This is a genomic window from Corallococcus sp. AB038B, from assembly GCF_003668955.1.
Lineage (GTDB): Bacteria > Myxococcota > Myxococcia > Myxococcales > Myxococcaceae > Corallococcus > Corallococcus exiguus.
The window spans coordinates 252,000-276,467 of record NZ_RAWO01000011.1 but is presented as its reverse complement, the minus strand read 5'-3'; the positions used below and the strand labels follow the sequence as shown (position 1 = coordinate 276,467).

Genomic DNA, 24,468 nt, shown 5'->3' with positions numbered 1-24,468 from the left:
ACGGGCTCAGTCATCAACCAATGGCGATTCTGGAGACCTCGGTGAGGTCCAGCCTGCTGAACTCCTCTAGAATTAAATCGATATGTTCAAGAATCGCATCATTCTTCGGACTCCCTGCCAACGCGTCCCGAAGCTGCCGGAACTCATCCAGCAGGGTAGGTAGATCGCTCACGTCCACAACAGGGCCATCTTCGAACAGTGGCACCCATTTGAGGCCAAGCTTCTCCGCCGCGGAAAGCCACACACCATGGTACTCCCCCTGGGTGGCTACCGAGATGTAGAGGGGAGCCCGGTCTGTCGATTTGAATTTGATGAGGATGGCGACGGACATCAGTGGAGCTCTTGGTGATGGCCGACGATGGCCCAGTCAGGGAGGGGCGGCAACCGGAAGTCAATGCCCCAGCGCACTTCGAACGTCCAGCCAGGATGCGCTGACCGGAGCTTTTTCAGCGCAGCCTCCACACCTGCACGCAATCCTGGCGTGTCCGCGTCGATGCGGAATTGCAAGCGCCGGAAGCCTTGGATCTCCGCGAGGGTGGGGACTGTGGCAGAGCCCGTCTGGGTTGGCCGTGTGCCGGTCGCAGTTTGTGTGAGCGCCTGAATGCGACCGACGGTGGTTTCGTAGATCATCTCGTTGGCCCAGTCCGCCGGATCTCGCGGTGGGGTTGATCGATGAAGCCTTCGAGCCGACTTGTATTCGATGAGCAACCTCTGTTGCATGTCGATTCCATCGAGTTCTCCCAGTCTCATGTCGCGCCCCTTGCGCGTTCGCTGAACGAGGTCCACTCCCCGAAAATAGCGGGCGTCGACTATTTTTTGAGTCAACTGACCTATGACCTCTCGCGGACGCCCCGCACGCCGCTCTCGAAAGGTATCAAGGCGCTTGTTGAGCCAGTTTGCCAACCGGGCTTCTCCCAGCTTGCGGGCGAGGGCTGTCCCGCGCAGCGCGCGTACCATCCAGGACACCCCGCGAGACATCGCCAGCATGATCACGCCTTCCATGATGGCGCCGACCAGGGTCGCGACGGCCTCTGCGAGTTCGCGCGCGGCGCGATCAATGGCGGCCGCGCTCCCTCGCGCCTCCCACACCGTGCCGATGAACTTGTGGAATGCCTTGGCGACCTTCCAGAGGGACTCCACCAGCCAGTTCAGCAACATGGCCAGTCCCAGCCACTCCAGGACGATGAGGCCGATCTCGAATCCGACGGCTGCTCCTGGTGCGGCGCCGACTCCGCCGGCAAGCGCTCCGATTCCCGCTCCGATCGCGGTTGAAACCGCGAGCACCGCGATCCCGCCCAGCACCATCTCGGCCAACGCCATGACGATGTCTTGAAGGACCTTCTCCGTGTGCCGCGTGACGGACTCGCTGAGATACCGCGTGGAGAGGGCGACTGCGCGATGGAAGTCATCCCAGAGTTGGGTAACGCGCGCGACGGTGGAGCCCAACGTCGTGGCGAGATTGAAGGATCGGGAGCCGGAATTGACGACGTCCGATAGGGATTGGGCGAAGTGACGACCCGGAATCCAGATCAAGGTGTCGCTGCGAAAGTGCACTTCACGCCAGCCCGTGGTTCCCGACGGCACCGCCAGGCGGTTCGTGTGTGCGAGGACATTGACGAAGAAGCGCAGGTCCTGACCCCACTGGGAGGCCAGATCGCCGTAATAGGCTTCCGCGATGGCAATGGCGGTTCCGGGCACGCCTGCTTCAACCCGATGCAGTCGCGCGCTGGGCTCGGGCAAATGGGTCCAGATGTACTCGGAGGCAGTGAAGCCCGTTTGCCCATGACGGGTGGAGATCTCAGCCCAGCCATCCTTCCATCGACGGATGACCTGGACGGTCGTGTTGAAGGGCAGGGTCTGGATGATGTTCGACTCGGTGGTGCTCCGTGTCGCGCGAAGTCGTACCTCGGAAGCCCCATCCCACTGGATGATACCCACACGGCCTACGGCTTCGCCGTCGTCGCGTACACCCCCCATGGTGATGTCTCCTGTCCAGGGACCTCCTCAATGATATACGAGACTCGCCCTCGCAGCGAAGCCCGGGTGTGTTCAGACATCAAAGCGGAATGGGGTGGCACTGGCGGATGGGCGCTGTGCGAACTGCTGACAGAAGCGGTTCAGCGTTTCATAGGAGGCCGTGGGTAGGACGTCCCGGAACTCCAGATGGGTCACGAGGCAGAAGAGGGTGACCTCCAGGTAGCTCAGGTTCCGCTCGGGCGGGAGGGCGGCCAGCGCGGCGCTCGCGTTCTCCTCCAACCACGCCATCATGTTGAGCAAGGACTCACGGAGCTTGCGTGCGTGGGTCGTGCCCTCTCCGGCGCCAGCCATCTTCTCCATGACCAGCGTGACCTCTGTCGCCATGGCCTGCAGGGTGAGTTCCTGCATGTTCGCCAGCAGGGGGACGTCCAGGTCCTCCGGCCACACCACCCGGAGCCTGGGATTTGACCGCCGCCACAGCTCACGAGAGACATTGAGCGCGCCGAACCAGACACCTTGAGATGTCTTCAGGACGGGAATGCGGAGCGCGGGGTTGCCGCCATAGTCCTCCGGGTTCGTGGACAGGAGGTCCCGCACCACCTGGAAGGAATGGTCGACGCCCAGCTCCGCCGCGAAGAGCCGGGCAATGCGTGTGAAGTGCGAGCTTGAACGGCCGATGATGACAGGCTTGTCGAGCGCGGACATGGGGCCTCCCGTGAATGTGGCGTGGCAGGTTAACCCCATCGCGTCCCAATCCCCTATGGCTGGGAGGGCCCCGCCAGGGCCGCCATGATGATCCGCACGGCGATGTCCGGCTGATCCCCTCCCATGTGGAGCGTGTTGACCGAATAGATGAGACGCCGGCGCAAATCCCGCGTGGCGCCCATCCCGTTGTTGTAGCCGTGCCGGTCGCCCGTCTTGCCCCAGAAGATGACGCCGTTGATGTCGTGGCGCCTGAGGCCCGCGCTGTAGCTGGCGCGACCGCCTCCCGCGGCGGGCAGGTCCGGGACGGTGAACAGCTCCTCCTGCTGCTTGCGCGGCAGCAGCCGCCCCTGGAAGAGCGCGACGAGGAAGCGGTCCAGGTCCTCGGCGGTGGAGATCATCTCTCCGGCGGCCCAGGGCACGGACTGGCTGGCTTCGGTGACGTCCACCAGGTAGCGCTCGCCGTAGGCGATGGCTCCCGCCGGGCAGCCCGTTTCGTCTGGCGCGACCTCCTCGTAGCCACGCGTGTGGCGTCCGGGAAGGGTCACGTCGTTGCCAGGCACGAAGGTGTCCCGCAGGTGCAGCGGTCGCAGGATGCGCTCTCGCACCGCGTCCCCGTAGGGCCGGCCCGTCACCTGTTCGATGAGCAGCCCCGCCACGAGGTAGCCGATGTTGCCGTACTCCTGCTGCGTGCCCGGGGCGAAGCGGGGGCCCTGGGGGAGCGTCAGGGAGAGGAGCTCCCGGGGGCTGAAGCGCCGGAAGCGGTTCTCGAAGAACCAGTCAGGGTCCTTCTGCGGCACCGTCACGCCGGGCAGGCCGTGGGTGAAGTTGAGCAACTGGCGCACGGTGATGGGCGCGTAGACGCCCGCGGGCAGCAGGCGCGGCAGGTAGTCCTGGACGGGCCGGTCCAGGTCCACGCGCCCCTCGGCGGCGAGCTGCAACACGACGATGGCCGTGAACGTCTTCGTCATGCTGCCAATGCGGAAGTGCGCGTCCGCGGGCACCGGGGCGCCGGTGCGGATGTCGGCCACGCCGGACGTGCCCAGCCAGCGCCCGTCCGCGCCGCTCACCCGGACCAGCGCGCCGGTCACCTCCGCGTTCGGCAGGCCCGCGATGGCTTGTCGCAGCGCCTCGCGGTTCAGGGGCGGCAGGGGCGACCTCGCCGCCTCCAGCTCCTGTTCGCCCACCTCCAGCGCGGCACCGGCCGGTGCCTCCGGTCCGCAGGCGGGGGCCGTGAAGCTCGCGAGCAATGCCATACCCAGCCGCAGTCCGCGGTGCAGGACAGCCATGTTCCATCTCCTGTGAGGGAAGGGCCGGCGCTTTTCCGGCCGGCGGATGGAACACCGGTGACCCCTGGCGGTGTCACCGGGCAGGGCGGAACTTCAATCCACCGCCACGTACAGCTGGCCGTCCTGGCCGATGGCGCCGGGGGAAAGCGACCATCCCTGGCCCTCCTGCATGAGGTAGAGCGTGCGCTTTCCCTCCGGCGAGCGCGCGGCCCCGATGAGCAGGTACCGGCGTGTCCGTTTCGCTCCGGTGAGCGTCAGCACGTCGTGCTTCACGCTCCAGGTGCCCTGGTCGTCGTCGGAGCCGAACTTCATCGCGCCCACCTGTCCGGACGCGCCCCCGTACTTGTATTGGAACGCGTGATTGGCGCCGAAGGTGTAGTCGATGCTGTAGGAGACCGCCGTCATGGTGGTGCCGCCGGTATAGGCGTTGACCCACTGGGCTCCGCTGCTGGTGCCGTAGATGAAGTGGCCCACCACCTCCGCGTCGTCCACCAGCGGCAGGCCCACGGGGCTCCCGCGCACGCCTTTCAGCGCTTCCTCCACCCGGGCGTAGGACGTGTTCCAGGAGAACGAGGCCGACATGGCTTCGCCCAGGCCTCCGGGCGTCATGAAGCTCTGGATGAACACCAGCGGCTCCAGGCGGTCTCCTGCCTCCACCAGGTAGAGGCTCACCCGGAAGGACCGGTCGTTGTTCTTCGCGCGCACCACCGCCGCGGTGAAGAAGGCGCGGGCCCCATTGGACATGAAGCGCCGCATCACCAGTGGGTTTGGCTGTACGCCGTTCCAGTCCGCGCCAATTCGCTCCTGCCACACCTTCGCGAGCCGGCCCTCGGCGTCATCGAGCCCGGGCATGGCCGGCAGCCGGAGTGCTTCCACCCCCAGGGTGTCGCCCCGGTCGTTCCACTCGAGGATGAAGCGTCCGTCCTCCTGGGTCTTCCACCCCTGGGGCGCGTCGAACGCGAAGCCGCCGGGTTCGCCCGGGTTGCCGCGGCCCCTGCTCACCGTGCCGGGGGCTCCGGGCGTGTCGCTGTCTCCGGCGAACAACCCCAGGGCCATGAGCCCCAGGGTGCCGGTGCAACAGAAGGCGCAGGCGCCTCCGACCACGAGGAGGATCCAGACGAGGGGGCTCTTGGGACGGGCCATGGTGGGTGCCTGGGGAGAAGTGCGGGGCCGCGAGGGACGTTCGGGTGGATGCGCCGGTCATCCGCTTCTACGCCCAGTGGGCCGAATCTTCCCGCCCAGGCCCTCGAATGCGTCAGCGTCCCGCGCGCCGCAGGACGGCGGGCGTGAGTCCCGTTACCCGGCGGAACACCGTGGTGAAGTGACTCTGGGAGCTGAAGCCGACCGCGAGCGCGATGTCTCCGAGGGAGCGGGTCGTGTGGCTCAACAGGCCGCGCGCCCGCTCCACCCTCCGCTGCTGCACGTAGGCGTGCGGCGTCATGCCCATGGACTGCCGGAAGGCGCGGGTGAAGTAGAAGACGCTCAGCCCCGCGCGCCGGGCCAGCTCGCCCACCTGGATCCTCCGCGCGAGGTGCGCTTCGATGAAGAGCCGCACGCGGTGGAGCGCGGCGGCGGAGAGGCCTCCGCGCCTCCGCGCCGCTCGCGTCCCCCCAGGGTCCTGGAGCAGCTTCGCCATTCGGGTGGCATGGCGGTCCTGCACCTTCCTCGCCTCGCCCAGGAAGCGGGCGATGACCTTCAACTCCGCGTCCGGCAGCGGCGACATCAGCTGCAAGCCATCCGCCTGGAGGGGACCCCAGAGGGTTTCAATCCATTCGCGCGCATGCCCGGTGAGCGCGAGCTTCCTGCTGCTTCCCGAGCCCTCCCGCTGGACGTAGCCGGCGAGCTCCAATCGCTCCACATCGGCGCCTCGTGCGACCGCGCTCAGGTGCGCGGGGCCTCCGAAGTGCAGCTGCGCCAGACACGTCAGCTCCGCGCGGCCGAGCGCGAGCACCTCTCCCACGGCGGAGTCGAACTCCGCGGAGGCTTCCTGGAAGCGGACGATGTCGGCGCCAATCTGGGCGAGGAGTGCGTGCCGGGGGCTCATGGAAAACACCGCAGGATTGAGAAAAACAGCACAAGGGCGCGAAAGACGCTCGCGGGCACGGGACGCATGCTGGCCCCATGATGAACCTGAAGCCCTCCGCGGCGGAAATCCTGTTGTGGCTCTTCGTGCTCAACCTGGGCGTCGCCTTCGGCGCGGGGCTCTATGAGCACCGCATCGCGCTCCCCCGGTGGCTCGACGTCACGGGCGGGCACTGGTCCGCGGAGGCGGCGCGCCAGGATGACGTGGGCCGGCGCTTCTGGGGTGTTGTCACCACGGGTCCGCTGACGCTGCTCACGCTGGCCAGTCTCTATTTCGCCACGCGGGCCACGGGGCCGCTGCGCTCCTGGTGGCTCGCGGCCGCGCTGGTGGTGCTCGTGGACCGGGTGCTGACCTTCTCGTACTTCATCCCCACGATGGTCCGACTGATGCAATCGCCTGACACTCCGGCGGCCGTGGAGACCGCGACCCGGTGGGTTCGGATGAACCATCTCCGTCATGCGCTCGCGGGAGGCGCGTGGTTCTCGGCCCTTCAAGCCCTTTCATGGCTTCGGGTGAAGGGAGCCGGGTGACGTGTGCGCCATTGAGATGGATTAGACTCCGTCCCGGGGTGGGCCGAATGTGGGCCGCCGAAGAGGGGATGATGGAAGTGCGGATGCGTTGGGCGAGGCTTTGGACGGTGGTGTTTGCTGTTGGCAGCGGGGTGCTCGGGGGATGTGAGGATGCGGATCCGCCAGTGAATCCGGTTCCGGATGCGGGAACCGTTGATTCGGGGACCGCGGATGATGGCGGCACGCAGACGGATGCCGGCACCGACGCGGGCTCCTTGGGGGAACCCCTTCCCTGTGAGCGGACGCAAGGCATCTGCGCGGGGGCCCGGCGCGCAGTGGTGGACGGAGCCTACGAGCCGGTGTGCACCGCTCGCTCGTATGGTGCTGACTACGAGGCCACGGAGACGCGCTGCGACGGTCTGGACAACGACTGCGACGGGGTGGCGGACCCGCCGTCCTGGTCCCAGGTCGCGTCGCTGGGAGCGCCTCCGCATTCAGGCCGGATCAGCAGCCTCCGGGTGACCGACGGAGTCCTGGCGGTGGCCTTCGACCGCGTGGCGGTGGCTCGTGTCATCCGGATGGACACCGCGATGACGCCGCTCGGTGTCGCGGATGTACGAGTGGAGGTGTTGGACGAATCCCTCGCGCTGGACTCGGTGAGCACCCGGTTGCTGCGCACCTCCCAGGGGCCCGCGCTGTATTACGCGTCAGCGGGACCGGAATACGACCATACGCAGGGCCACCTCATCCTGCTGGATGAGCAGGGCCGTCGCGTGCCTCGCGAAGGTGAGCCGGAGGTGGGCGTGCTCCTCTTCGACCAGCCCGTGGGGGACCGGGCCACCGCGGCGGCCGTGTCGGCGGACGGGTCGCGGGTCTTCGCGGCCTGGCGGGATGCCTCCCAATACGTCACCGGCGGCCGTGAGCTGTGGGGCACGCTCACGGAGCTGGAAGGCGAGTCCGTGGTGGCTCCCCGAGTCCTGATGCGGGCGCTCGCCGAGGACAAGCTCCTCTACGGCGTGGAGGTGATGGGGCTGCGGGATGGGGGCTTCCTGGTCCTGGTCCAGGAGATGAAGCAAGGCGCCTCCGAGGGACTGCTGCGGCTCCAGCGCTTCGACAGCGGCCTGCAACCCGTGGGTGATGAGCGGACCTTCCCCGCGGAGGCGAATCCAAATGCCCGACTCGTGGACCTGGGCGCGGTGGCGGGCGGTGCGCTGGAGTCTCCGGCCATCGTGCTGCGCGGCATCCTGGGCGGGGAGCGCGTGCTGATGGCCTTGGGCAATCTCTTCGGCGAGGTGACCACGCGGACCCTGGCCGTGACGACCCCCCGTGAAACTCCCTGGGTCGGGACCGCGGTGACGTCTCGTGGCCTTCAGGCCGCGTGGCTCTCCACCTCCTTTGACCTGGAGGAGCCCGAGCCCGCCTTCATGTGGCGGGGCCGGTTCTGGGCGCTGGGGAAGGCGGGCGTCCCAGCGGACCTGACCTCCGGGCCCGAATACCTGCCCCTCAACCAGTTCTCGCAGTGGGTCATGCTGGAAGAGCTTCCGGACCGCTGGATGGGCGCGCTGGTGATGACGTCCACCAAGAGCCCCATGGCTCACACCCTCCAGGCGGTCCGCTACTGCGCACCGTGAGTCACGGCGCGTCCGGCAGGGTGTACTGGAAGTCGTAGGAGTGCTTCCCGCCCGGCGCGATGTCGATGGTCATCGAACCGGCGAGCCCCGTGAGCTCGCCGGTTCCAGAGTCCGGCACCACGGAGATGACGAGGTGGGGCGCACCGCGCGTCATCACCCCGAAGTGCTGGAGCGCGAAGGTGCCGGCGCGGCCATCCAGCGTGCCGCTGACGCGCTCCATGGCCACGTACCCCGCGGACCCCTCCACCGGCGTCCGCACCGCGAGCATCTGCCCCTGGCTCGTGGCCTCCAGCGCGCCGTGATAGCGCTTGTCGAGCATCATCCGGCCCGGGGCCGCGTCCGCCGCGCCCGCCTCCGGGGCCATGGGGGTGAGCTTGACGTCGAAAGGTCCGTTCACGCGCTTCGTCATGGGTGTCTGCTCCCTTGCCTGGTGGCCGGACAGATACGCCAGGAGCCCCGCGTCTGGATTGCAAAAACGCGTCACCTCCGGCGCCTTAGGACTCGCTTAAGACATTGGGCCTACCGTCACGGTCACTCCAAGGGGGCAGGGCGCATGAGTGACGACGAGCGGAATCACCACCACGGACTCCAGCAGGACCTGCGGGTCCTGGCGAAGCGCACGGACCGGCGGGAGCTGCTGCGCTGGATGGCCTTCACCAGCCTCATCCCCATCATCGGCTGCGGAGGGCCGGACTCCGGCGGCAGCGGGGACACGTCTGGCTGCGCGAGGATTCCGGAGGAGACGGCCGGTCCCTATCCCGGTGACGGCTCCAACGGAGCCAACGCCCTGGTGCTGTCGGGCATCGTCCGGAGCGACATCCGCTCCAGCATCGCGAACGCGAGCGGCGTCGCGGCGGGCATCCCGCTCACCATCACCCTCACGCTGGTCGGCAGCGACGACAGCTGCACGCCGCTCCGGGGCTATGCCATCTACCTGTGGCACTGCGACCAGGCGGGGCGGTACTCCATGTACTCGTCGGGCGTCACCCACGAGAACTACCTGCGCGGGGTGCAGGTGACGGACGAGGAGGGCAAGGTGACCTTCACCAGCATCTTCCCCGCCTGCTACAGCGGCCGCTGGCCGCACATCCACTTCGAAATCTACCCCTCGGTGGAGGCCACCTCCTCCTCGCGCAACAAGGTGGCCACGTCCCAGCTGGCCCTGCCAGAGGATGTCTGCGACACCGTCTACGCGACGTCTGGCTATTCGCAGAGCGTGCGCAACCTCAGCCAGATTTCGCTCTCCAGCGACAACGTGTTCAGCGACGGCGCGTCCACGCAGCTGGCGACCGTGACGGGCAACACCTCGGATGGCTATGCCGCGTCCCTGGTGGTGGGCATCAAGGTCTGACGCGCCGCTTCGCCCGCCGGGCGGCTACTTCGCCTTGGCGGGCGCGAAGTCGAAGGGCTTGTCCTGGGCGATGAGCATCACGCACTCGGCGTCTGGCGCGCACTGGTTGCGGTGCACCACCTTGCCGGGCTGGTCCCAGGTGCTGCCGGCCTCCACGGCGCCCGCTTCGGCGGCGCCCTCGCTGGTGTTCGTCATGCGGCCCTTCACCAGCACGCCGTGGTAGTCGGAGGAGTGGGTGTGCGGCCCTGAGTCGAACCCGGCGGGGAACTTCATCAGCAGGGCATACGGGCCCTTCTTCATGTCGCCCCAGAGCACGTGCACGGACGGGCCGCCGGGCATCATCTCCGTCCAGGTGAGCTTGTCATAGGCGGTCTGCTGGAACGCGGCGGACTCCTTGCCCTTGGCGGCGGCGAAGGTGAACGCGGAGACGACGGCGACGGCGGCGACGAGCTTGGGCAGGGTCTTCACGGGAGGCACTCCTCGGTGGAAGGAAACGCCGGGGAGGATGGCTTCGGGGCGGTCCTGCGAAAATGCCCGATTCCGCATGGCACCTCTGCGAAAGTGCAGACCATGCCCGAGTGGAGCGACCTGCGGCACTTCCTGGCCATCGCGAGAGAGGGGAACCTCTCCGCGGCGGCGCGGCGGTTGAAGGTGGACCAGACCACGGTGGGCCGGCGCCTGGCCGTGCTGGAGAAGGAGCTGGGGGCACGGCTCTTCGACCGGACGCCCACGGGCCTGCGTCCCACGGCGGTAGCGCTGCGCATCCGGCCGGCCGCGGAGGCGGTGGAGGCGGAGGCGCTGAGGGTGGAGCGGCTCGCCAGCGGCGAGGACCTGCGTCCCTCCGGGCCGGTGACGGTCACCGCGACGGACTCCTTCCTGGTCCACAACGTGATGCCGTGGCTGGCCGCGTTCCAGGAGCGCCATCCGGAGATCGAGTTGCAGCTGCTCTCCGGTTACGAAGCCCTCTCGCTGGTGCGGCGCGAGGCGGACGTGGCCATCCGGCTGGTCCGGCCGCAAGAGGCGTCGCTGCGGGCCCGGAAGGTGGCTGCCATTGGAGTCGTCCCTTTCGCGTCGAAGGCCTATCTCTCCCGCCGGGGGCCGGTGCGTTTCGACACGGGGCTCCAGGGGCACTCGGTGGTGGGCTATGCGCAGGACTCACGGCGCTGGCCGGAGTCGAAGTGGCTGGACGTGCACGCGGCGAAGGCCACGGTGGCGCTGCGGCTGGCGTCCATCCTGGGGCTGCTCCAGGCCGCGCGCGAGGGCCTGGGCGTGGCGCTCCTGCCTGCGTTCTTCGGCCACCTGCATCCGGAGTTGGTGCCCCTGCGTGACGCCCTGCCGGAGCTGGAGCGGACCGTGTGGCTGGTGTTCCACGAGGACCTGGCCCACAACGTCCGGGTCCGCGCGGTGGTGGACTTCCTGGCGGAGACCATCGGGAAGCAGGCGGAGGCGCTCGCGAAGCCTCCGGTCAGGTCCCGGAAGAAGCGCGCGCGGTGACGGGGCCGCGTCACCGCACGCCCGGAGTCACGGCGTGCCGAGCCGCTTGCCCCGGGCGAACTCCAGGCCCAGCAGGTTGCCGCGGTGGTGGATGGGATCCAGCGTGACCTTCTGGATGCGCCAGCCCTCCGCGGCCGTCTTCACCACCTCATGCGTATAGCGTCCCACCAGGGTCCACTCCTGGGGAAAACCGTCCATGGTGAAGAAGTGGGACACCTCCGCGTAGGCGTGCACCGTGGCGTGCGTGGGGCTGGTGAACTCCGTACGCACCGTGTTGGCGGTGGCGTGCTGCACCCGGGTGAAGCACTCCAGCGCCTTGTTGCCGAACTGCGCCAGCACGGCGCGCGGCGCGGTGGAGGGCGGCACGCCCATGAAGCGGGAGTAGTCCGACGTCACCTCCGGGGCGAAGACCCGCTCCCATCGGGTCCAGTCGCCCGTGTCCTTGCCATGGTCGATGGCCTGCCCGTACTCGGCCACCAGCTCCTGCACGGCAATCCAATCCAGCATGTACTCCAGGTTCTTCTCGCGCATCTCCGTCTGCCTTTCTGGAAGAGGGGATGCACAGGCTTTCACCCTCCGTGGAGGCGGAGCAAGCAGAGGACGCGCCGCTCAGGGGGCAAGGCGTTACGGCTCCGAAACGGTGATGCCCATGCCCCTGGGCGTGTCGGACAGTCCGATCACTTTCGCCCGGGCGCTCGCTTTCCACTCCAGCTCGACCGTGCCGGGGGTGGCGTCCGGTTGCACCTGGACGGTCAGGTCCGTGGCCCACTCACACGATGCTCCCATCTCGCAGGTCTCATCCAGGATCACGACGGTCCGCGCCAACACGTCCTCCCCCGTCTTCAGCACGACGGGCTGCGTGGGCACGGCCGGGTCAGGGCTGGCCTTGGACAGCGAGACGCGCATCCACGGCAGCGCTGTCCGCGAGGGGTCCGCCGGTGTCCACCGCGCCTTCACCTGCACCGTCAGCTCCACCTGGGCCTTCTTCGATGGCGGCTCCTGCGCCGTGACCTTCACGGTGATGGGGCGCGTGAGATTGGGCGCCTCGGTCGTGAGGGTCAGGGGCGCGCTCGTGTGGGGCTCGGAGACGATGTCCTCGAAGCTGTTCCTGGACGTCGCCACGACGCTGGCGCAGGCGAACAGCAGGAGCAGCCGCGAGGCCCAGTGGCGCAGGCGGGGGGACTGGGGGGCTTCACGGGTGGAGAACATGGGCCTGGGGCTCAGCGGTAGTGGACCGCGATGCGCTTTCCATCGAGCAGGTGGATGTCGATGTCCATGTCATAGATGTCGCGGAGGACGGCGGGGCGCATCAGCTCCTCCGGCGTCCCCTGGAAGGCGACCTTCCCGGCGCGCATGGCGATGACGTGGTCGGAGTAGCAGGAGGCGTAGTTGAGGTCGTGCAGCACCAGCACCACGCACTTGCCCAGCGCGTCCGCCGCGCGCCGCAGCTCCTTCATCATGGCCACGGCGTGTTTCATGTCCAGGCTGTTGAGGGGCTCGTCCAGGAGCACGTAGTGGGTGTCCTGGCACAGCACCATGGCCACGAAGGCGCGCTGGCGCTGGCCTCCGGACAGCTCGTCCAGGAAGCGGTTCGCGAGCGGCTCCAGGCCCAGGTGGTGGAGCGCTCCCTCCACGAAGGCGCGGTCCTCCACCGTGGGGCGTCCCTTGGAGTGCGGATAGCGGCCGAACGTCACCAGGTCGCGCACGGTGAGCCGCGAGGTGACGGCGTTGTCCTGCCGCAGGATGGCCAGCCTTCGCGCCAGCGCGTCGCCGGGCGTGCGGACCACGTCCATGCCGTCCACCAGCACCGTGCCGGAGGACAGCGGCAACAGGCGGCTCACCATGGACAGCAGGGTGGACTTGCCGGCGCCGTTGGGCCCGATGATGGACGTCACGCCCGTCTCCGGGAACTGGAGCGTGACGTCGTCCACCACCACGGTGTCTCCGTAGCGGCGGGACACGTTCCGGGCTTCGATCATCGCAGCACGCCTCGCATCAACAGGGTGATGAACATCAGGCCGCCCAGGAACTCGATGATGACGCGCAGGTTGGCGCCAAAGGAGAAGACGCGCTCCAGCACGAGCTGACCGCCCAAGAGGCCAATCACGGCCAGGAACACGGCGGCCGGCAGCACGTGGACGTGCCGGTGCGAGCGCACCAGCCCGTGCGCCAGGTTCGCCACCAAGAGGCCGAAGAAGGTCACCGGCCCCACCAGCGCCGTGGACACCGACACCAGCACCGCCACCACCGCCAGGAGACGCGACACCGTTCGCCGGTGGTCCACGCCCAGGTTGATGGCCACGTCGCGCCCCAGGCTCAGCACGTCGCAGGTGCGCATCAGGCTGAAGCCCAGGATGGACGCGCCCAGGGTCATCAGCGCGGAGACGATGAGCAGGTCCGGGTCCGGGTTGTTGAAGCTGGCGAAGAAGCGGTCCTGCAGGAAGTCGAACTCGCCCGGCGCGATGAGGCGCTGGAGGAAGCTGGACAGGCTGCGGAACAGCACGCCCAGCACCACGCCCGTGAGCAGCAGCAGGTGGACGCTGCGCCGGCCGCCCTCGAACAGCCAGCGGTGCAGCACCGCGGAGAAGACCACCATGATGGCGACCTCCACCGTGAAGAGCAGCCGGCTGTCCAGGCTCGCCATGGTGCGCGAGCCCAGGAAGAAGAGCAGGCTCGTCTGCAGGAGCAGGTAGAGCGTGTCGAAGCCCATGATGGCGGGCGTCAGGACGCGGTTCTCCACCACGGTCTGGAACAGCACCGTGGAGACGGCGATGGCGTAGCCCACCAGCAGCACCGTGGCGACCTTGCGCGCGCGGAACGGCAGCACGAAGTCCCACTTGCCGCCCGCGTCCACGGTCATGAACACCACCACGCAGAACGCGGCCAGGCCCCCCAGCAGGAGCAGCCGCCGCTCGTGGCCTTCCAGTCGCAGCGCGCTAGCCGACACGGTCGTCCCTCCGCAAGAGCAGGTGGAGGAAGAGGAGGCTGCCCACCACGCCCGCCACGGTGCCCACGGGAATCTCATAGGGCTGGCGCACCACCCGCCCCACGATGTCGCACAGGAGCACGAAGCCCGCCCCCAGCACCGCCACCCACGGGATGGAGCGGCGCGCGTTGTCCCCCACGATGAGGCTGACGACGTTGGGCACCACGAGCCCGATGAAGGGAATCATCCCCACGGTGGCCACCACCACCGCGGTGACCATGGCGACGATGGCCAGCCCCAGCGCCATGATGCGCGGGTGGCTCAGGCCCAGGTTGGTGGTGAAGGCCTCGCCCATGCCCGCGACGGTGAAGCGGTCCGCGACGACGTAGGCGATGACGGTCAGCACGAAGGCGCCCCAGAGCAGCTCATACCGGCCGCGCAGCACGCTGGAGAAGTCGCCCGTGGTCCAGGCCATCAGCGATTGCAGCAGGGAGAAGCGGTAGGCGAAGAACGTCGTCGCCGCGTCGAAGATGGCGCCCAGCACCAGCCCCACGACGGGCACGACGAGCGCCGAGCGCAGTGGAATCCGCCGGAGGATGAACAGGAACAGCGCCGTGCCCGCCATGGCGAAGCAGGCGGCGACCGCCGTCCTGGCGAGGATGGGGAGGCCGGGGGCGAGCAGCGTGACGGCGAGCAGGCCCAGGCTCGCGGACTCCGCCGTGCCCGCCGTGAAGGGCTCCACGAAGCGGTTGCGCGCGAGCATCTGCATGATGAGGCCCGCGACGGCCAGGGACATGCCCGCCAGCACCAGGGCCAGCGTGCGCGGCACGCGGCTGATGACCAGCACCTGCACCGCGCGCTGGTTCTCCGCCGGCGCCAGCAGCGCTTCCCACGACACGTGGCTCACGCCAATCAACAGGCTGATGCCCGCGAGCACCAGCACCCCGAGCACGGCCACGCCGAGCAGCGGCAGGGGAGCGCCCTTCGCGCCGCTCGTGGGCAGCGGTTCGGAGCGCGCGCTGGCCTCGTGGGAGGCCACGGACGGGGCGCGCGGCGCGAAGCCCTGCTCAGGGAGCGGAGGGCTGTCGGGGCTTCGCGTAGACATCGGAGATCTGCTCCATCAGGCGCCGCAGGGACTGGATGCCGCCGCCGATGAGGTAGGTGTTCGCCGGCTCCAGGTACACGACCTGTCCCTGCTTCCAGGCCGTCGTCTGGTGCACCAGCTCGTTGTCCAGCAGCCGCTGCGCGCCGCCGCCCTCGCCAATGGCCGCGTCCCGGTCGATGACGAACAGCCAGTCCGGGTTGGTCTCCAGGATGAACTCCGAGCCCACGGCCTCTCCGTGCAGCGACGCCTTGAGCGACGGGGCCGCGGGCGGGATGCCGAAGGTGTCGTGCAGCACGCCGAAGCGCGAGCCCGGGCCGTAGGCGCTCATCCGCCCTCCGGACGTCAGCACGATGAGCCCCTTGCCGCGGGTGGCGGTGGTGCCCTTCAGCGTCGCGATGGACTGGTTCAACGCCTCCACCAGGGTGCGCGCCTGCTCCTCCTTGCCGAAGACGGTCGCCAGCCGCTGCGTGTTGCCCACCACGGTGTCCAGGAAGTGCGCGTCGTCCGTGGTCTGGTCGATGGTGGGCACCATGGCGGCGAGCTTCGTGTACCGGGCGCTGGAGCGGCCGCCGGTGATGACCAGGTCGGGCCGGGCGGCGTGCAGGGCCTCGTAGTCGGGCTCGAAGAGCGTCCCGTAGCGCGGGTACTTCTTCGCGTCCGCGTACTTCGCCAGCTGGCCGGGGAAGTACTCACCCGCCACGCCCTGAACGTCCACCCCCAGCGCGTCCAGCGTGTCCAGCGCCGCCAGGTCGAACACCACGACCTGCTTCGGGTGCTCGGCCACGACGGTGTTGCCCTGCGCGTGGGCAATGGTCCGGCCCGCTCCCGGAGCAGGGGCCGCCGCCGCGCCTTCCGAGGGCACGGGCGCCGGGGCCGGAGCTCGCGGGCCCGACCAGAAGAAGACCGCGAGCGCGATGACCGCGACCCCGATGAGGGCCGCGAGGAGGGTGGGGAACCGCCGGGGAGTGGTGCTCACGGGAAAGGCAATCCAGAGAAAGTGATATCAAATGAAATTGATATTCATTATCGAAGTTGCGGATATAGCGGATCGCCGCCGGACGGTCAAAACCCATCGGCCTTGCGCGGCCCGGGCCTTCCCTGGAAGCTTGGATTTCAAGACTTCCATGGAGAAGCCTCATGAAGCCCGTCCGAGCCGTCCTGCTGTTGTCCCTCCTCACCACGACCTTCGCCGGGAGTGCCCTCGCGCAGGACAACTCGCGCACGCTGCTCATGCAGTGGCTGGCGGATCCGGACGTCTACAAGGAGAACGACGACTTGTTCTTCCTCACCGGCACGGGCAACGGGGTGCTGCTTCCGCTGTATGAGTCCAACGACCTGACGACGTTCCGCTTCAAGCGCGACTACAACCCGTCCGCGACGGACCCCACCTACGACTACTGCTTCCTGTGGGCGCCGGACCTGAGCAAGGTGGGCAGCGTCTACCAGCTCCACTTCTCCGGACACCGGGTGCCCAACGGCGCGGCATGTCCTCCGGCGGGCCAGGAGGTGACGACCTTCGTCGCCACGGCGCCGGACTTGAACCTGGTCTTCGGCGTGCCCCAGCCCATCAACGCCAACACCACCTGGCCGCGCACCACCACCGGCACGGCGTGCCTGCCGCAGGGGTGCAACCGGAACATCCGCATCGACTCGGCGACGTTCAACGACGGCGCGGACCGCTGGCTCTTCTATGTCTGGTTCCAGAACGGCAACAACATCTCCTCGTTCAAGTTGGCCGCGCCCGGCACCGTCTACAACCACGCGGGCCCGGCGGTGTTCGCGACGCCGGCCTACGAGGAGGGCATCAACGAGGCGCCGGAGCTCTTCAAACGCGACGGGCGCTACTACATGGTCTTCAGCGGCGGTTGGTACAACAGCCAGTACGCCATGTACTACGTGATGGCGGACTCCATCCCGGAGCTCACGCGGGCGCGGGCGGTGCGGCGGATGTCCCTGCCGCTGAAGAACTCCGCGGGCCGGCTGGTGCAGTCCCACGGCCACAACGTCATCGTCGAGCGGCGAGGCGAGTACTTCAACATCTTCCACCAGGGCGCCTTCGACAGCGCGGGCAACCTCACCTCGCGCAGCACGTACAAGCAGCGCGTCGCGTTCAAGCCGGACGGGGCGATGACTTCGCTCAACCAGGTGAACGTGCGTTGGAACCGGCTCGCGGGGTACAGCTACTCGCTGGACGTCGTGCTGAAGAATGGTTCGGTGGTGGGTCCGTGCACGTCGGTGGTGCTGCTGGGGCAGTCCAACAAGACGGTGTTCGACGGCGTGTGCCGCAGCGCCGGGGACCGCGTGGTGACGAAGGGGGAGATCGCCGCGTTCCGCCTCTTCTATTCCAACAACAACGTCTGGGGCCCCTCCGTGGAGAAGGCCTATGACGGCATCTCCGACGACGTGTCCCTGGAACTGCCCGGCGGCGTCACGCCCTTCGTGGACCTGGAGTGGAGCGAGGAGGAGACGACAGCGCAGTACTCCATCGACGTGCAGCGGCGGGACACGGGCGCGTGGATTGGCCCGTGCATCGGCGTGGGCGCCGTGAACAAGAGCCTGTCCTGGAGCTACACGGGGCGCTGCGACACGCCGGGCATCAACGTGCCGTTCTCCAACATCCAGGCCTTCCGCGTCTGCTCCGCGGTGAATGGCGACTGGGCCCATGCGCGCTGCGGCGCCGCCGCGTACGACGGGCGGGCCCTGCACTCGCGCATCAACATCCCCTAGGCTTCAAGCCCCATGTTCGACGCCATCACCTCCGACCCCGCGCTCCTCGTCCTCCTCATCGTCGTGGCGGGGGGGCTGGGCGTTGCCTTCGGACCGAAGGCGGGGCTGCTGGGGCTGTTGGGCGCCGGGCCGGACCGCGCGGTGCTGGAGCACGGTGAGCCCGGGGAGGCCACGGTGCTGGAGGTGCGGGACAGCGCGATCCGCATCAACAAGCGTCCGCTCCTCCAGTTGCTCCTGGAGGTGCGCATCCCAGGCCGTGCTCCCTATCAGGCGCGGGTGAGCAAGCAGTTGCCGCGTTATTCGAGCACGGCCACCTGGGGCCCGGGGCTGCGTGTCCAGGTGAAGGCGGACCCGAAGCAACCCCAGCGCGTCGTCATCACCGGCTTCGCGATGACCGCCGCCGCAAGCCCTCCGTCGCTCCCGGCGGATCCAGTCCGGGCGATGGAGGACCTGAAGCGCATGGCCGATGGCGGCCTCATCACCGAGCGCGAGTACGAGGCGAAGAAGGCGGAGATCCTCGGTCGCTTGTAGCGGCTAGCGATGGCGGTGACAGGAGAAGATGAGGGGCGCGAGCGCGCCCTTCACCTTGTAGGAGAAGGAATGGCCGTCCTCCTCGGCTGAGGCGTATTCGATGTCGGGCTGGGCCTCCAGCCACTTCTCCGTGGCGGGCAGGTCGGCGCAGGGGTCCTTGAACTTCGCGGCGAAGCGCTTCTCGAAGGCCGCCATCTTCGCGTGGGCCTCCATGACCTCGCGGTGCTCGGCCTCCAGCTGCGCCTGTGAGCGGATCTCCCTCGTATCCGGTTCGCTGATCCAGGTGCTTCCGTCGGAGAAGCGCGCCTCCAGCGCCAGCGTCACGGTGCGCGCCACCGTCGTGTCCAGCGGGACCTCGACCTGGAGGCTCGACTCGCGGGCATTCTTCCCCATGGGGAGTGGCCTCAGGCGCCGGGTCACCTGGCCATCGGCGTCCACCTCCACGAGCGTCGCCTCCGTGGGACGGGGGATGAGCTGATGCGCGGACACCAGCATCTGGAGCGGGGTCTTGTCTCCCACCATGAAGTTCCACGGCTCCCGCAGGTACAGGGGCCGCCGACTCACGGGCGAGGGCATGTCACAGCGCACCGCCAGCTTCACGGTAACGTCGCGCTCCAGCGGGGGCTTGCCCTTGCAGATCAGCTTGACGTGCAGGGACTTCTCGAGAGGCTTGGGGCTGCCCTCACACTGCTGGAGGACGTTCGGGATCGCCCAGAGCGCCGGGGCCACTTCGAACGGCTCCCCGTTGTGGCGGGTGCCCTCGGGCCGCAGGGTGAAGTCGAGGCCCTTCACGGTGCCGCTCACCTCCAGTTGCTCCAGGCCGGTGCGGCAGGTGGTCCTCACGTCGAGGCTCGGGTGGAGCCAGAGGGACGTGGCGCCGCCGCCCTCCACTCCCACGAGCTTCCCCTTCATCACATAGGCGGTGGTGTCCTGCTTGAATTCGAGCCGGGGCTGCTCCTGCTCCGCCACGAAGGCTTGCTGGAGCCTCCCGTGATAGAGCCCGAACTGCATCGGGGTCAGGCGTTCCATCTGGGCCTGCGTCAGCGGGACGCTGGGGAACAGATTGTCGGGGATCGGCTCGCGGCTCTGGAGGATGACCTGGGTGGTGCCCTTGGGGTGCGGATCCACCTTGAGCCAGAGGGACTCGGCGGGCTGGGGCGTCAGCGCGTCCTGCAGGTCCGTCGCGTCGAGCTGGGCCAGGGGCACCTTGATGAAGGCTCGGGGCGGCATGTCGATGCGCTTCACCTGCATGCCCACCTGGAGTCCCGCCTCGGCGGCGACGCTCTTGGGCTCCACCCGGGTGACGGTGACCGTCTCGCCATCCGAGCGGGCGGAGTAGCCCGCGGATTTCATCGTGACGGTGAATGGCGCCGCCGCGAACAGCCAGGCGCCAGCGAACGCGGACAGCAGCGAGGCGAGGAACATGGGGAGCACGTTAGCGCGGAGCGAAGCGCTTCGCGGCCCGCAGCTTCGCCTTCATGGCCTCCATGTCGCGGTTCCGCGGCGGGGAGGTGGTCACCAGCGCGTCCATCAGCCGCCGCGCTGTCTCCGTGATGTCCTCCACGGCGCGGTTGAAGGCCTCCTCGTTCGCCTTCGAGGGGGCGCTGGTGCCGCTCAGCTTTCGCACGAACTGCAGGGCCGCCGCCCGCACCTCCGCGTCGGACGCGGGGGGCTCGAAGTTGAACAGCGTCTTGATGCTCCGACACATGGACGGGTCCCCTGGCGTGAAGTGCCGCCAGCGTACCCCACGCCCGTGCTCCCGCCGCCGGTGTGAACCCTATCGAATCAAATCTTGTGGGGATAAGCTGTCTAGCTAGATGTATCCGCAAGAGAGGATGAAGCTCATGAAGATTGTATCGGGTGTGCTCGCGGCACTGGTCATCGCGACGCTGGCGGCCTGCGGTGGTACGGATTCCGGCGACGTATCGGAGGACCTGGGACAGGTCTCCAGTGCCTTGTCGACCTGTTCGACGACCTGTGCGTCGGGGACGACGGTGTCGTGCTCGGGGAGCTCCTGCTCCTCCGTGGACGGCCAATATGTGCAGTGCAACGGCTCCTATCAGTACTGTCCCTCGACCCCTCCGCCCAGCTGCACGCGCGCCAACACGTGCACGTTCATTGACGGCACGTCGTGTCCCTCCGTCGGCACCTACCGGGGTTGCTGTCTGAGCGGGCTGCCCACGGGGAGCTGCTACTGCAAGCCCGGCAACACCTGGACCTGCACCCTTCCCCCCGAGGATCCGTAAGCACTGTTCCATCTTCCCCCCGCTGGCCTGGGCAAGGTCCACTGGGTGGATTGACGGTCCAACCCACGCCGTCCGGAGCGGAGTGCTTCCGGACGGCGCGGGAGTTGTTCTCGTTGTTGCTGGAGACGTGAAACCGATTTCAGGGGGGACATAATGCGACTCGACATTTTTTCGGAGATGCAGCACCCGAAGGAGCGCTGGAGCGGTCCGGACCACGAGCACCAGCTCATCCAGGAGACACTGGAGCAGGCTCGGCTGGCGGACGAGATGGGCTACGGCGTCTGGTGGCAGGTGGAGCACCACACCGCGGTGGAGTTCAGCTACAGCTCCGCGCCGGAGATCATGCTCACCGCCATCGCGCGGAGCACGAAGAACCTGCACGTCGGGCACTCGTCGGTGCTGGCGCCCATGCGCTTCAATCATCCCATCCGGATCGCGGAGCGCGCGGCCTTCATCGACCATCTGAGCGGGGGCCGCTTCCAGCTGGGACTGGCGCGCAGCACCATCCCGGAGTGGCGCACCTTCAACATCGAGCCCGACTCCACGCGCGGGCAGATGCAGCAGGCCTTCGAGCTGGTTCCGAAGCTGTGGACGCAGGACAAGGTGTCGTGGGACGGGCCGGACCTGCGGCTGAAAGACGTCAGCGTCATCCCGAAGCCGTACCGCAAGCCGCATCCGCCGCTGTGGCAGGCGTGCTCCAGCCCCGCGTCCTTCGAACAGGCGGGGCGCAACGGCGTGGGCGCGCTGGGCGTGACGCTCTGGGCCTCTCCGGAGGAGGTGGCGGAGATGATCCACATCTACCGCGAGGCGCTGCGCACGCGCTGCGAGCCGGTGGGCGCGTTCGTCAACGACCAGGTCGCCTTCTTCACCTTCGTGCACTGCGCGGACAGCGAGCGCGAGGCGATGGAGAACGGCGCCGCGAAGGCCGCCGCCTGGTACACCAGCGGTTCGTTCACCTTCTTCGAGGCGAAGGACGCCTTCGTGAAGACGGCCGCGGAGCTGGAGGTGCTGGCGAAGGACCCGGCGGGCGGAGGCCTGACAGGCCAGTACCTGCGCAAGAAGGACCCGAACGCGCCGCAGTCCCAGGCGCAGCGCCTCCTGGGCCGCATCATGGGCGGTGAGCAGGTCCCGGATGAGCAGGTCTGGGAGGTGCTGAGCGCGCAGGACTCGCTCATCGTCGGGACCCAGGACCAGGTGCGCGCGGGGCTCAAGCGCTACCAGGCGCTGGGCATCGACGCGCTCATGTCCTTCCACCAGGTGGGCGCGCTGGCGCACGACAAGGTCCTGAAGAGCATCCGGCTCACGGGCGAGCTCATTCCGGAATTCCGGACACCGGCCGCGCCGTAAGAGGGAAGGAGAGGGCAGGGGAGCGTGGAGGTCCAACACCCACGCTCCGCGCCACTTCTCCCGCGCGGCGGGACGGAGCAAGCTGAACTTCGTGTCCCGCCGCTCACAGCTGCTCCTCCTGCTCGGCGTGTCAGTGCTCCTGCACGCGGCGCTCCTCTTCGCGCTGTGGCGGAGCCCGTCCGCCAACGTCCGGCGTCACGAGCCGTCGCAGGTCATCGAGATGGAGATCGTCACCCGGGATGAGCGCCCCGCGCCGCCCGTGCCGGACGAGGAGCCGAGGCGCTCGCCAGCGCGTCCGGACGAGCGCGAGCCCTCCACGCGCGCCCGGAAGAAGGACGAAGCGCCGGCGCAGGTGGCGGAGCGCGAACCCTCCACGCGCGCGGGGAAGAAGGACGAAGCGCCAGCTCCACCCGAGACTCCCGGGACCGCCGCTTCGGAACCCATCGCGGAAGCGCCCGCCGAGCGCGCGTCGCCTCCGGTCCGGGACGTCCCGCTCCAGTTGGAACCGCCCGGGCTGCTGGGCGGTGGGCTCCTGAAAGGGCCTCCGTCAACGGGGCGGACGATCCGCAACGTCCCCGGCTCGGAGCCGGACCCCAAGGCCCTTGCGGCTCGTGAGGCGGAGGAGGCGCGTCAGAAGGTGGATGGCTGGGCCAAGGACGCGACCGCGTCCTCGCGAGCCACGGGCGCGACGCCTCCCTACTTAGCGAAGCTGCGCCAGGGCTTCTCCGAGCGGCTGGTGAACCCGCCCCCTCCCGACACCGATGTGCTCGTTCGCCGGCTGAAGCGCGAGCAACTGGAGTCCATCGAGCGCTTCGGCAAGACGGGCACTCCCTTCGCACCCCAGGCGCGCGACGTCCGGCGCGAAACGTCCGATCGGCTCCTCGCGGCCGTGGAGGCCGGGCGCGCGGCGAATATGTACATGGTGGACGTCACGGCCCCCGTGCTGGCGCTCGTCGCCATCGTGGAGGTGCGGCAGGCGCGCGACGGCAGCCTCATCGACCTCCAGGTGCTGGAGGGCTCCGGGGACCCGAAGTTCGACCGCTGGGCGGTGTCCCACCTGCGGGATGCGCTCGCCAGCGCGGAGGCTCCCACGGACGGCGGCGTGGGCATCCGCGAGGATGGGATGCGGACCCGCTGGCGGTTGGAGGAGTACCTCGGCAACCCCCGCGTGCGGGTCCACCTCATCTCCATCTACTGACTCAGTTCTCTCCGATGCCGCCGATGCGGTCGCCCGTCGCGGCGTCCAGCACGCGAAGGCGGCCCCATAGCGGCACGTACACCCGGCCGCCCCGGACCCAGAGGGCCGTCAGCTGGGAGGTGAAGTCGGTTTCGGGCAGGGCCACGTCCCAGGCCACGGCGCCGGTGCGCAGGTCGCGCTTGATGAGCTGCGCGCCGCCCTTCTCCAGCGCATAGACGACGTAGACGGCGTCCTGGGTGATTTCCCCCACCTCCGGCGCGGTGTCCCGCAGGAGAAGCGGATCCTTCTCCGACACGGTGTCGTGCCACAGCGGCTTGCGGTTGCCCGGCGCGTACAGCCCCACCAGGGGCACCTGCGTCCCCGGCCACCGCGTGCCCAGCGCCAGCGTGTAGCCACCCGTGCGGAAGAGGTACTTGGTGGAGAAGCCGCGGATGTCGGAGGGCGGGTAGCTGGAGCGCTCGCAGGAGGTGGGGTGCTCCGCCGGCCGGCTCATGTTGCACGTCTGGGGACTCAAGGGCGGCGTGGCGCAGCCCTTCGGCGCACGGGGCGCGGGCTTCGCGGTGGCCGTGAGCGTGTCGAAGAGCAGGTGCTGGTGGTCCACCAACTCCACCCAGACGGACGTCGTGTCTCCGGGCGGGATGCAGAGCCGGCGCGGCGAGTCCGTCAGCGGCACGCGCCCCAGCCGCTTTCCGGTCTCCAGCTCCAGCATGTTCACCGTGCGCTGCTCGCTCATCACCAGCCGGCCGTTCTGGGCGATGACCTTCGTGTAGCGGGAGGCGTCCGGCCCTTCCGAGGGGGCCGACTCCCAGAGCTTCTGGAACGTCCGGCCGTCGAACGCGGCGACGTACTCACGGGGGCCCGTGCCTTCGTAGCGGCGCACGTGGCCGACGATGTCCTCCGTCCCATCGCCGTTGACGTCCACGAACGCGGGCGCGCCCCGCTCCACCCACTCGATGCGCTCGGGTGCGGGCTTGGGCGGCTCGGGCGGAGGCGCGGGGATGACGGGAGGCGCAACGGGGCGGACGGCCGCGGGAGGCGGGATGCGGATGGGCTCGTGCGTGTCCGGGCCCGCGGCGAGGAAGAACACCGCGCCCATGACTCCCATCAGGACCATCACCGCGACGCCCGCGAGCATCACCACGACCTGCTGGTTCTTCTGGGCGGGCGGCGGCGCGCGCGGGCCGGGCTGCACCGGGAGCGGGCCGTCCAGGTCGAAGGCGTGGCCGCAGTAGCCGCAGACGTAGTGCGTCTTCGCGGTCTGGGGCGTGAAGGGCGCGTTGCAGTGGGGACAGCGCGAAGCTCTGGGCCGGGCCATGACACCGGGTGTAGCACTCCATGCCCACGAGGTGGCT

At 68.7% G+C, this 24,468-nt stretch carries 26 protein-coding genes; 9 read left to right on the top strand and 17 right to left on the bottom strand.

Going from position 1 to position 24,468, the window contains the following annotated elements; translation table 11 throughout:
* Nucleotides 1–13: 13 nt before the first annotated feature.
* From D7Y04_RS32845 to D7Y04_RS32820, 6 genes are all read right to left on the bottom strand, one after another.
* Nucleotides 14–331 (bottom strand): hypothetical protein, encoded by a 318-nt coding sequence (locus D7Y04_RS32845; RefSeq protein WP_120593685.1) that lies wholly within the window; start codon nucleotides 329–331, stop codon nucleotides 14–16.
* Nucleotides 331–1,977: an SH3 domain-containing protein gene (locus tag D7Y04_RS32840; protein WP_121761849.1), complete on the bottom strand. Its 1,647-nt coding sequence runs from the start codon at nucleotides 1,975–1,977 to the stop codon at nucleotides 331–333. The genes D7Y04_RS32845 and D7Y04_RS32840 overlap by 1 nt, the downstream gene beginning before the upstream one ends.
* A 72-nt stretch (nucleotides 1,978–2,049) precedes the next feature.
* A complete protein-coding gene (locus D7Y04_RS32835) occupies nucleotides 2,050–2,682 on the bottom strand; it encodes a glutathione S-transferase N-terminal domain-containing protein (protein ID WP_121761848.1) in 633 nt (210 codons plus the stop codon).
* A 53-nt stretch (nucleotides 2,683–2,735) separates the two neighbouring features.
* Nucleotides 2,736–3,968 carry a serine hydrolase gene (locus D7Y04_RS32830; protein WP_121761847.1) on the bottom strand — a complete coding sequence of 411 codons (1,233 nt, stop codon included), beginning with the start codon at nucleotides 3,966–3,968 and terminating at the stop codon, nucleotides 2,736–2,738.
* 93 nt (nucleotides 3,969–4,061) lie between these two features.
* Entirely contained in the window at nucleotides 4,062–5,111 is a 1,050-nt protein-coding gene (locus tag D7Y04_RS32825; protein WP_121761846.1) for a lipocalin family protein, read from the bottom strand.
* Between the two features lie 112 nt (nucleotides 5,112–5,223).
* Nucleotides 5,224–6,012, bottom strand: a complete 789-nt coding sequence (locus D7Y04_RS32820) for an AraC family transcriptional regulator (protein ID WP_121761845.1) — start codon at nucleotides 6,010–6,012, stop codon at nucleotides 5,224–5,226.
* Nucleotides 6,013–6,089: 77 nt separating this feature from the next.
* On the opposite strand from D7Y04_RS32820, the gene D7Y04_RS32815 reads away from it, so the two are divergent.
* Both D7Y04_RS32815 and D7Y04_RS32810 read left to right on the top strand, forming a co-directional pair.
* Nucleotides 6,090–6,581, top strand: a complete 492-nt coding sequence (locus D7Y04_RS32815) for an anthrone oxygenase family protein (RefSeq protein ID WP_121761844.1) — start codon at nucleotides 6,090–6,092, stop codon at nucleotides 6,579–6,581.
* A gap of 164 nt (nucleotides 6,582–6,745) precedes the next feature.
* Nucleotides 6,746–8,191: a putative metal-binding motif-containing protein gene (locus D7Y04_RS32810; RefSeq protein ID WP_121761843.1), complete on the top strand. Its 1,446-nt coding sequence runs from the start codon at nucleotides 6,746–6,748 to the stop codon at nucleotides 8,189–8,191.
* 1 nt (nucleotide 8,192) lies between these two features.
* Here D7Y04_RS32810 and D7Y04_RS32805 read toward each other — a convergent pair whose 3' ends face one another.
* Nucleotides 8,193–8,600: a DUF3224 domain-containing protein gene (locus tag D7Y04_RS32805; RefSeq protein WP_121761842.1), complete on the bottom strand. Its 408-nt coding sequence runs from the start codon at nucleotides 8,598–8,600 to the stop codon at nucleotides 8,193–8,195.
* Nucleotides 8,601–8,744: 144 nt separating this feature from the next.
* On the opposite strand from D7Y04_RS32805, the gene D7Y04_RS32800 reads away from it, so the two are divergent.
* The gene (locus tag D7Y04_RS32800) at nucleotides 8,745–9,542 is read left to right on the top strand and encodes an intradiol ring-cleavage dioxygenase (protein WP_121761841.1); all 798 of its coding nucleotides are present in this window, start codon (nucleotides 8,745–8,747) and stop codon (nucleotides 9,540–9,542) included.
* 24 nt (nucleotides 9,543–9,566) lie between these two features.
* On the opposite strand, the gene D7Y04_RS46430 is transcribed toward D7Y04_RS32800, so the two are convergent.
* On the bottom strand, nucleotides 9,567–10,010 hold the full coding sequence (locus D7Y04_RS46430) for a DUF4437 domain-containing protein (RefSeq protein ID WP_158627624.1): 444 nt from the start codon (nucleotides 10,008–10,010) through the stop codon (nucleotides 9,567–9,569).
* Between the two features lie 102 nt (nucleotides 10,011–10,112).
* Between D7Y04_RS46430 and D7Y04_RS32790 the strand changes: the two genes are divergently transcribed.
* A complete protein-coding gene (locus D7Y04_RS32790; RefSeq protein ID WP_121761839.1) occupies nucleotides 10,113–11,036 on the top strand; it encodes a LysR family transcriptional regulator in 924 nt (307 codons plus the stop codon).
* 27 nt (nucleotides 11,037–11,063) lie between these two features.
* Here D7Y04_RS32790 and D7Y04_RS32785 read toward each other — a convergent pair whose 3' ends face one another.
* From D7Y04_RS32785 to D7Y04_RS32760, 6 genes are all read right to left on the bottom strand, one after another.
* On the bottom strand, nucleotides 11,064–11,567 hold the full coding sequence (locus tag D7Y04_RS32785) for a nuclear transport factor 2 family protein (protein WP_121761838.1): 504 nt from the start codon (nucleotides 11,565–11,567) through the stop codon (nucleotides 11,064–11,066).
* 93 nt (nucleotides 11,568–11,660) lie between these two features.
* Nucleotides 11,661–12,245 (bottom strand): hypothetical protein, encoded by a 585-nt coding sequence (locus D7Y04_RS32780; protein WP_120593698.1) that lies wholly within the window; start codon nucleotides 12,243–12,245, stop codon nucleotides 11,661–11,663.
* A gap of 11 nt (nucleotides 12,246–12,256) precedes the next feature.
* A complete protein-coding gene (locus D7Y04_RS32775; protein WP_120579855.1) occupies nucleotides 12,257–13,015 on the bottom strand; it encodes an ABC transporter ATP-binding protein in 759 nt (252 codons plus the stop codon).
* Nucleotides 13,012–13,983: an iron chelate uptake ABC transporter family permease subunit gene (locus D7Y04_RS32770; protein ID WP_121761837.1), complete on the bottom strand. Its 972-nt coding sequence runs from the start codon at nucleotides 13,981–13,983 to the stop codon at nucleotides 13,012–13,014. Before D7Y04_RS32770 ends, D7Y04_RS32775 begins: the two co-directional genes overlap by 4 nt.
* Nucleotides 13,973–15,067 carry an ABC transporter permease gene (locus D7Y04_RS32765; RefSeq protein ID WP_233601671.1) on the bottom strand — a complete coding sequence of 365 codons (1,095 nt, stop codon included), beginning with the start codon at nucleotides 15,065–15,067 and terminating at the stop codon, nucleotides 13,973–13,975. Before D7Y04_RS32765 ends, D7Y04_RS32770 begins: the two co-directional genes overlap by 11 nt.
* Nucleotides 15,030–16,043, bottom strand: coding sequence for a siderophore ABC transporter substrate-binding protein (locus D7Y04_RS32760; protein WP_121761836.1), 1,014 nt, complete (start codon nucleotides 16,041–16,043; stop codon nucleotides 15,030–15,032). The genes D7Y04_RS32765 and D7Y04_RS32760 overlap by 38 nt, the downstream gene beginning before the upstream one ends.
* 161 nt (nucleotides 16,044–16,204) lie before the next feature.
* Here D7Y04_RS32760 and D7Y04_RS32755 point away from each other — a divergent pair, with 161 nt between their 5' ends.
* Nucleotides 16,205–17,794, top strand: coding sequence for a glycoside hydrolase family 43 protein (locus tag D7Y04_RS32755; protein ID WP_121761835.1), 1,590 nt, complete (start codon nucleotides 16,205–16,207; stop codon nucleotides 17,792–17,794).
* Between the two features lie 12 nt (nucleotides 17,795–17,806).
* The gene (locus tag D7Y04_RS32750; protein WP_121761834.1) at nucleotides 17,807–18,325 is read left to right on the top strand and encodes an SHOCT domain-containing protein; all 519 of its coding nucleotides are present in this window, start codon (nucleotides 17,807–17,809) and stop codon (nucleotides 18,323–18,325) included.
* Between the two features lie 3 nt (nucleotides 18,326–18,328).
* Here D7Y04_RS32750 and D7Y04_RS32745 read toward each other — a convergent pair whose 3' ends face one another.
* Complete coding sequence (locus D7Y04_RS32745; RefSeq protein ID WP_121761833.1) at nucleotides 18,329–19,750, bottom strand: PDZ domain-containing protein; 1,422 nt, start codon at nucleotides 19,748–19,750, stop codon at nucleotides 18,329–18,331.
* Between the two features lie 10 nt (nucleotides 19,751–19,760).
* A complete protein-coding gene (locus D7Y04_RS32740; protein WP_121761832.1) occupies nucleotides 19,761–20,033 on the bottom strand; it encodes a DUF2277 domain-containing protein in 273 nt (90 codons plus the stop codon).
* A gap of 136 nt (nucleotides 20,034–20,169) precedes the next feature.
* On the opposite strand from D7Y04_RS32740, the gene D7Y04_RS32735 reads away from it, so the two are divergent.
* From D7Y04_RS32735 to D7Y04_RS32725, 3 genes are all read left to right on the top strand, one after another.
* A complete protein-coding gene (locus tag D7Y04_RS32735) occupies nucleotides 20,170–20,571 on the top strand; it encodes a hypothetical protein (RefSeq protein WP_121761914.1) in 402 nt (133 codons plus the stop codon).
* 153 nt (nucleotides 20,572–20,724) lie between these two features.
* Nucleotides 20,725–21,918 carry an LLM class flavin-dependent oxidoreductase gene (locus D7Y04_RS32730; protein WP_120593706.1) on the top strand — a complete coding sequence of 398 codons (1,194 nt, stop codon included), beginning with the start codon at nucleotides 20,725–20,727 and terminating at the stop codon, nucleotides 21,916–21,918.
* Nucleotides 21,919–22,009: 91 nt separating this feature from the next.
* Entirely contained in the window at nucleotides 22,010–23,116 is a 1,107-nt protein-coding gene (locus tag D7Y04_RS32725) for a ferrichrome ABC transporter substrate-binding protein (RefSeq protein ID WP_199749770.1), read from the top strand.
* 1 nt (nucleotide 23,117) lies between these two features.
* Here the strand turns inward: D7Y04_RS32725 and D7Y04_RS32720 are convergent, their stop codons facing one another.
* Nucleotides 23,118–24,431, bottom strand: coding sequence for a PQQ-binding-like beta-propeller repeat protein (locus tag D7Y04_RS32720; RefSeq protein WP_121761830.1), 1,314 nt, complete (start codon nucleotides 24,429–24,431; stop codon nucleotides 23,118–23,120).
* Nucleotides 24,432–24,468: the final 37 nt, after the last annotated feature.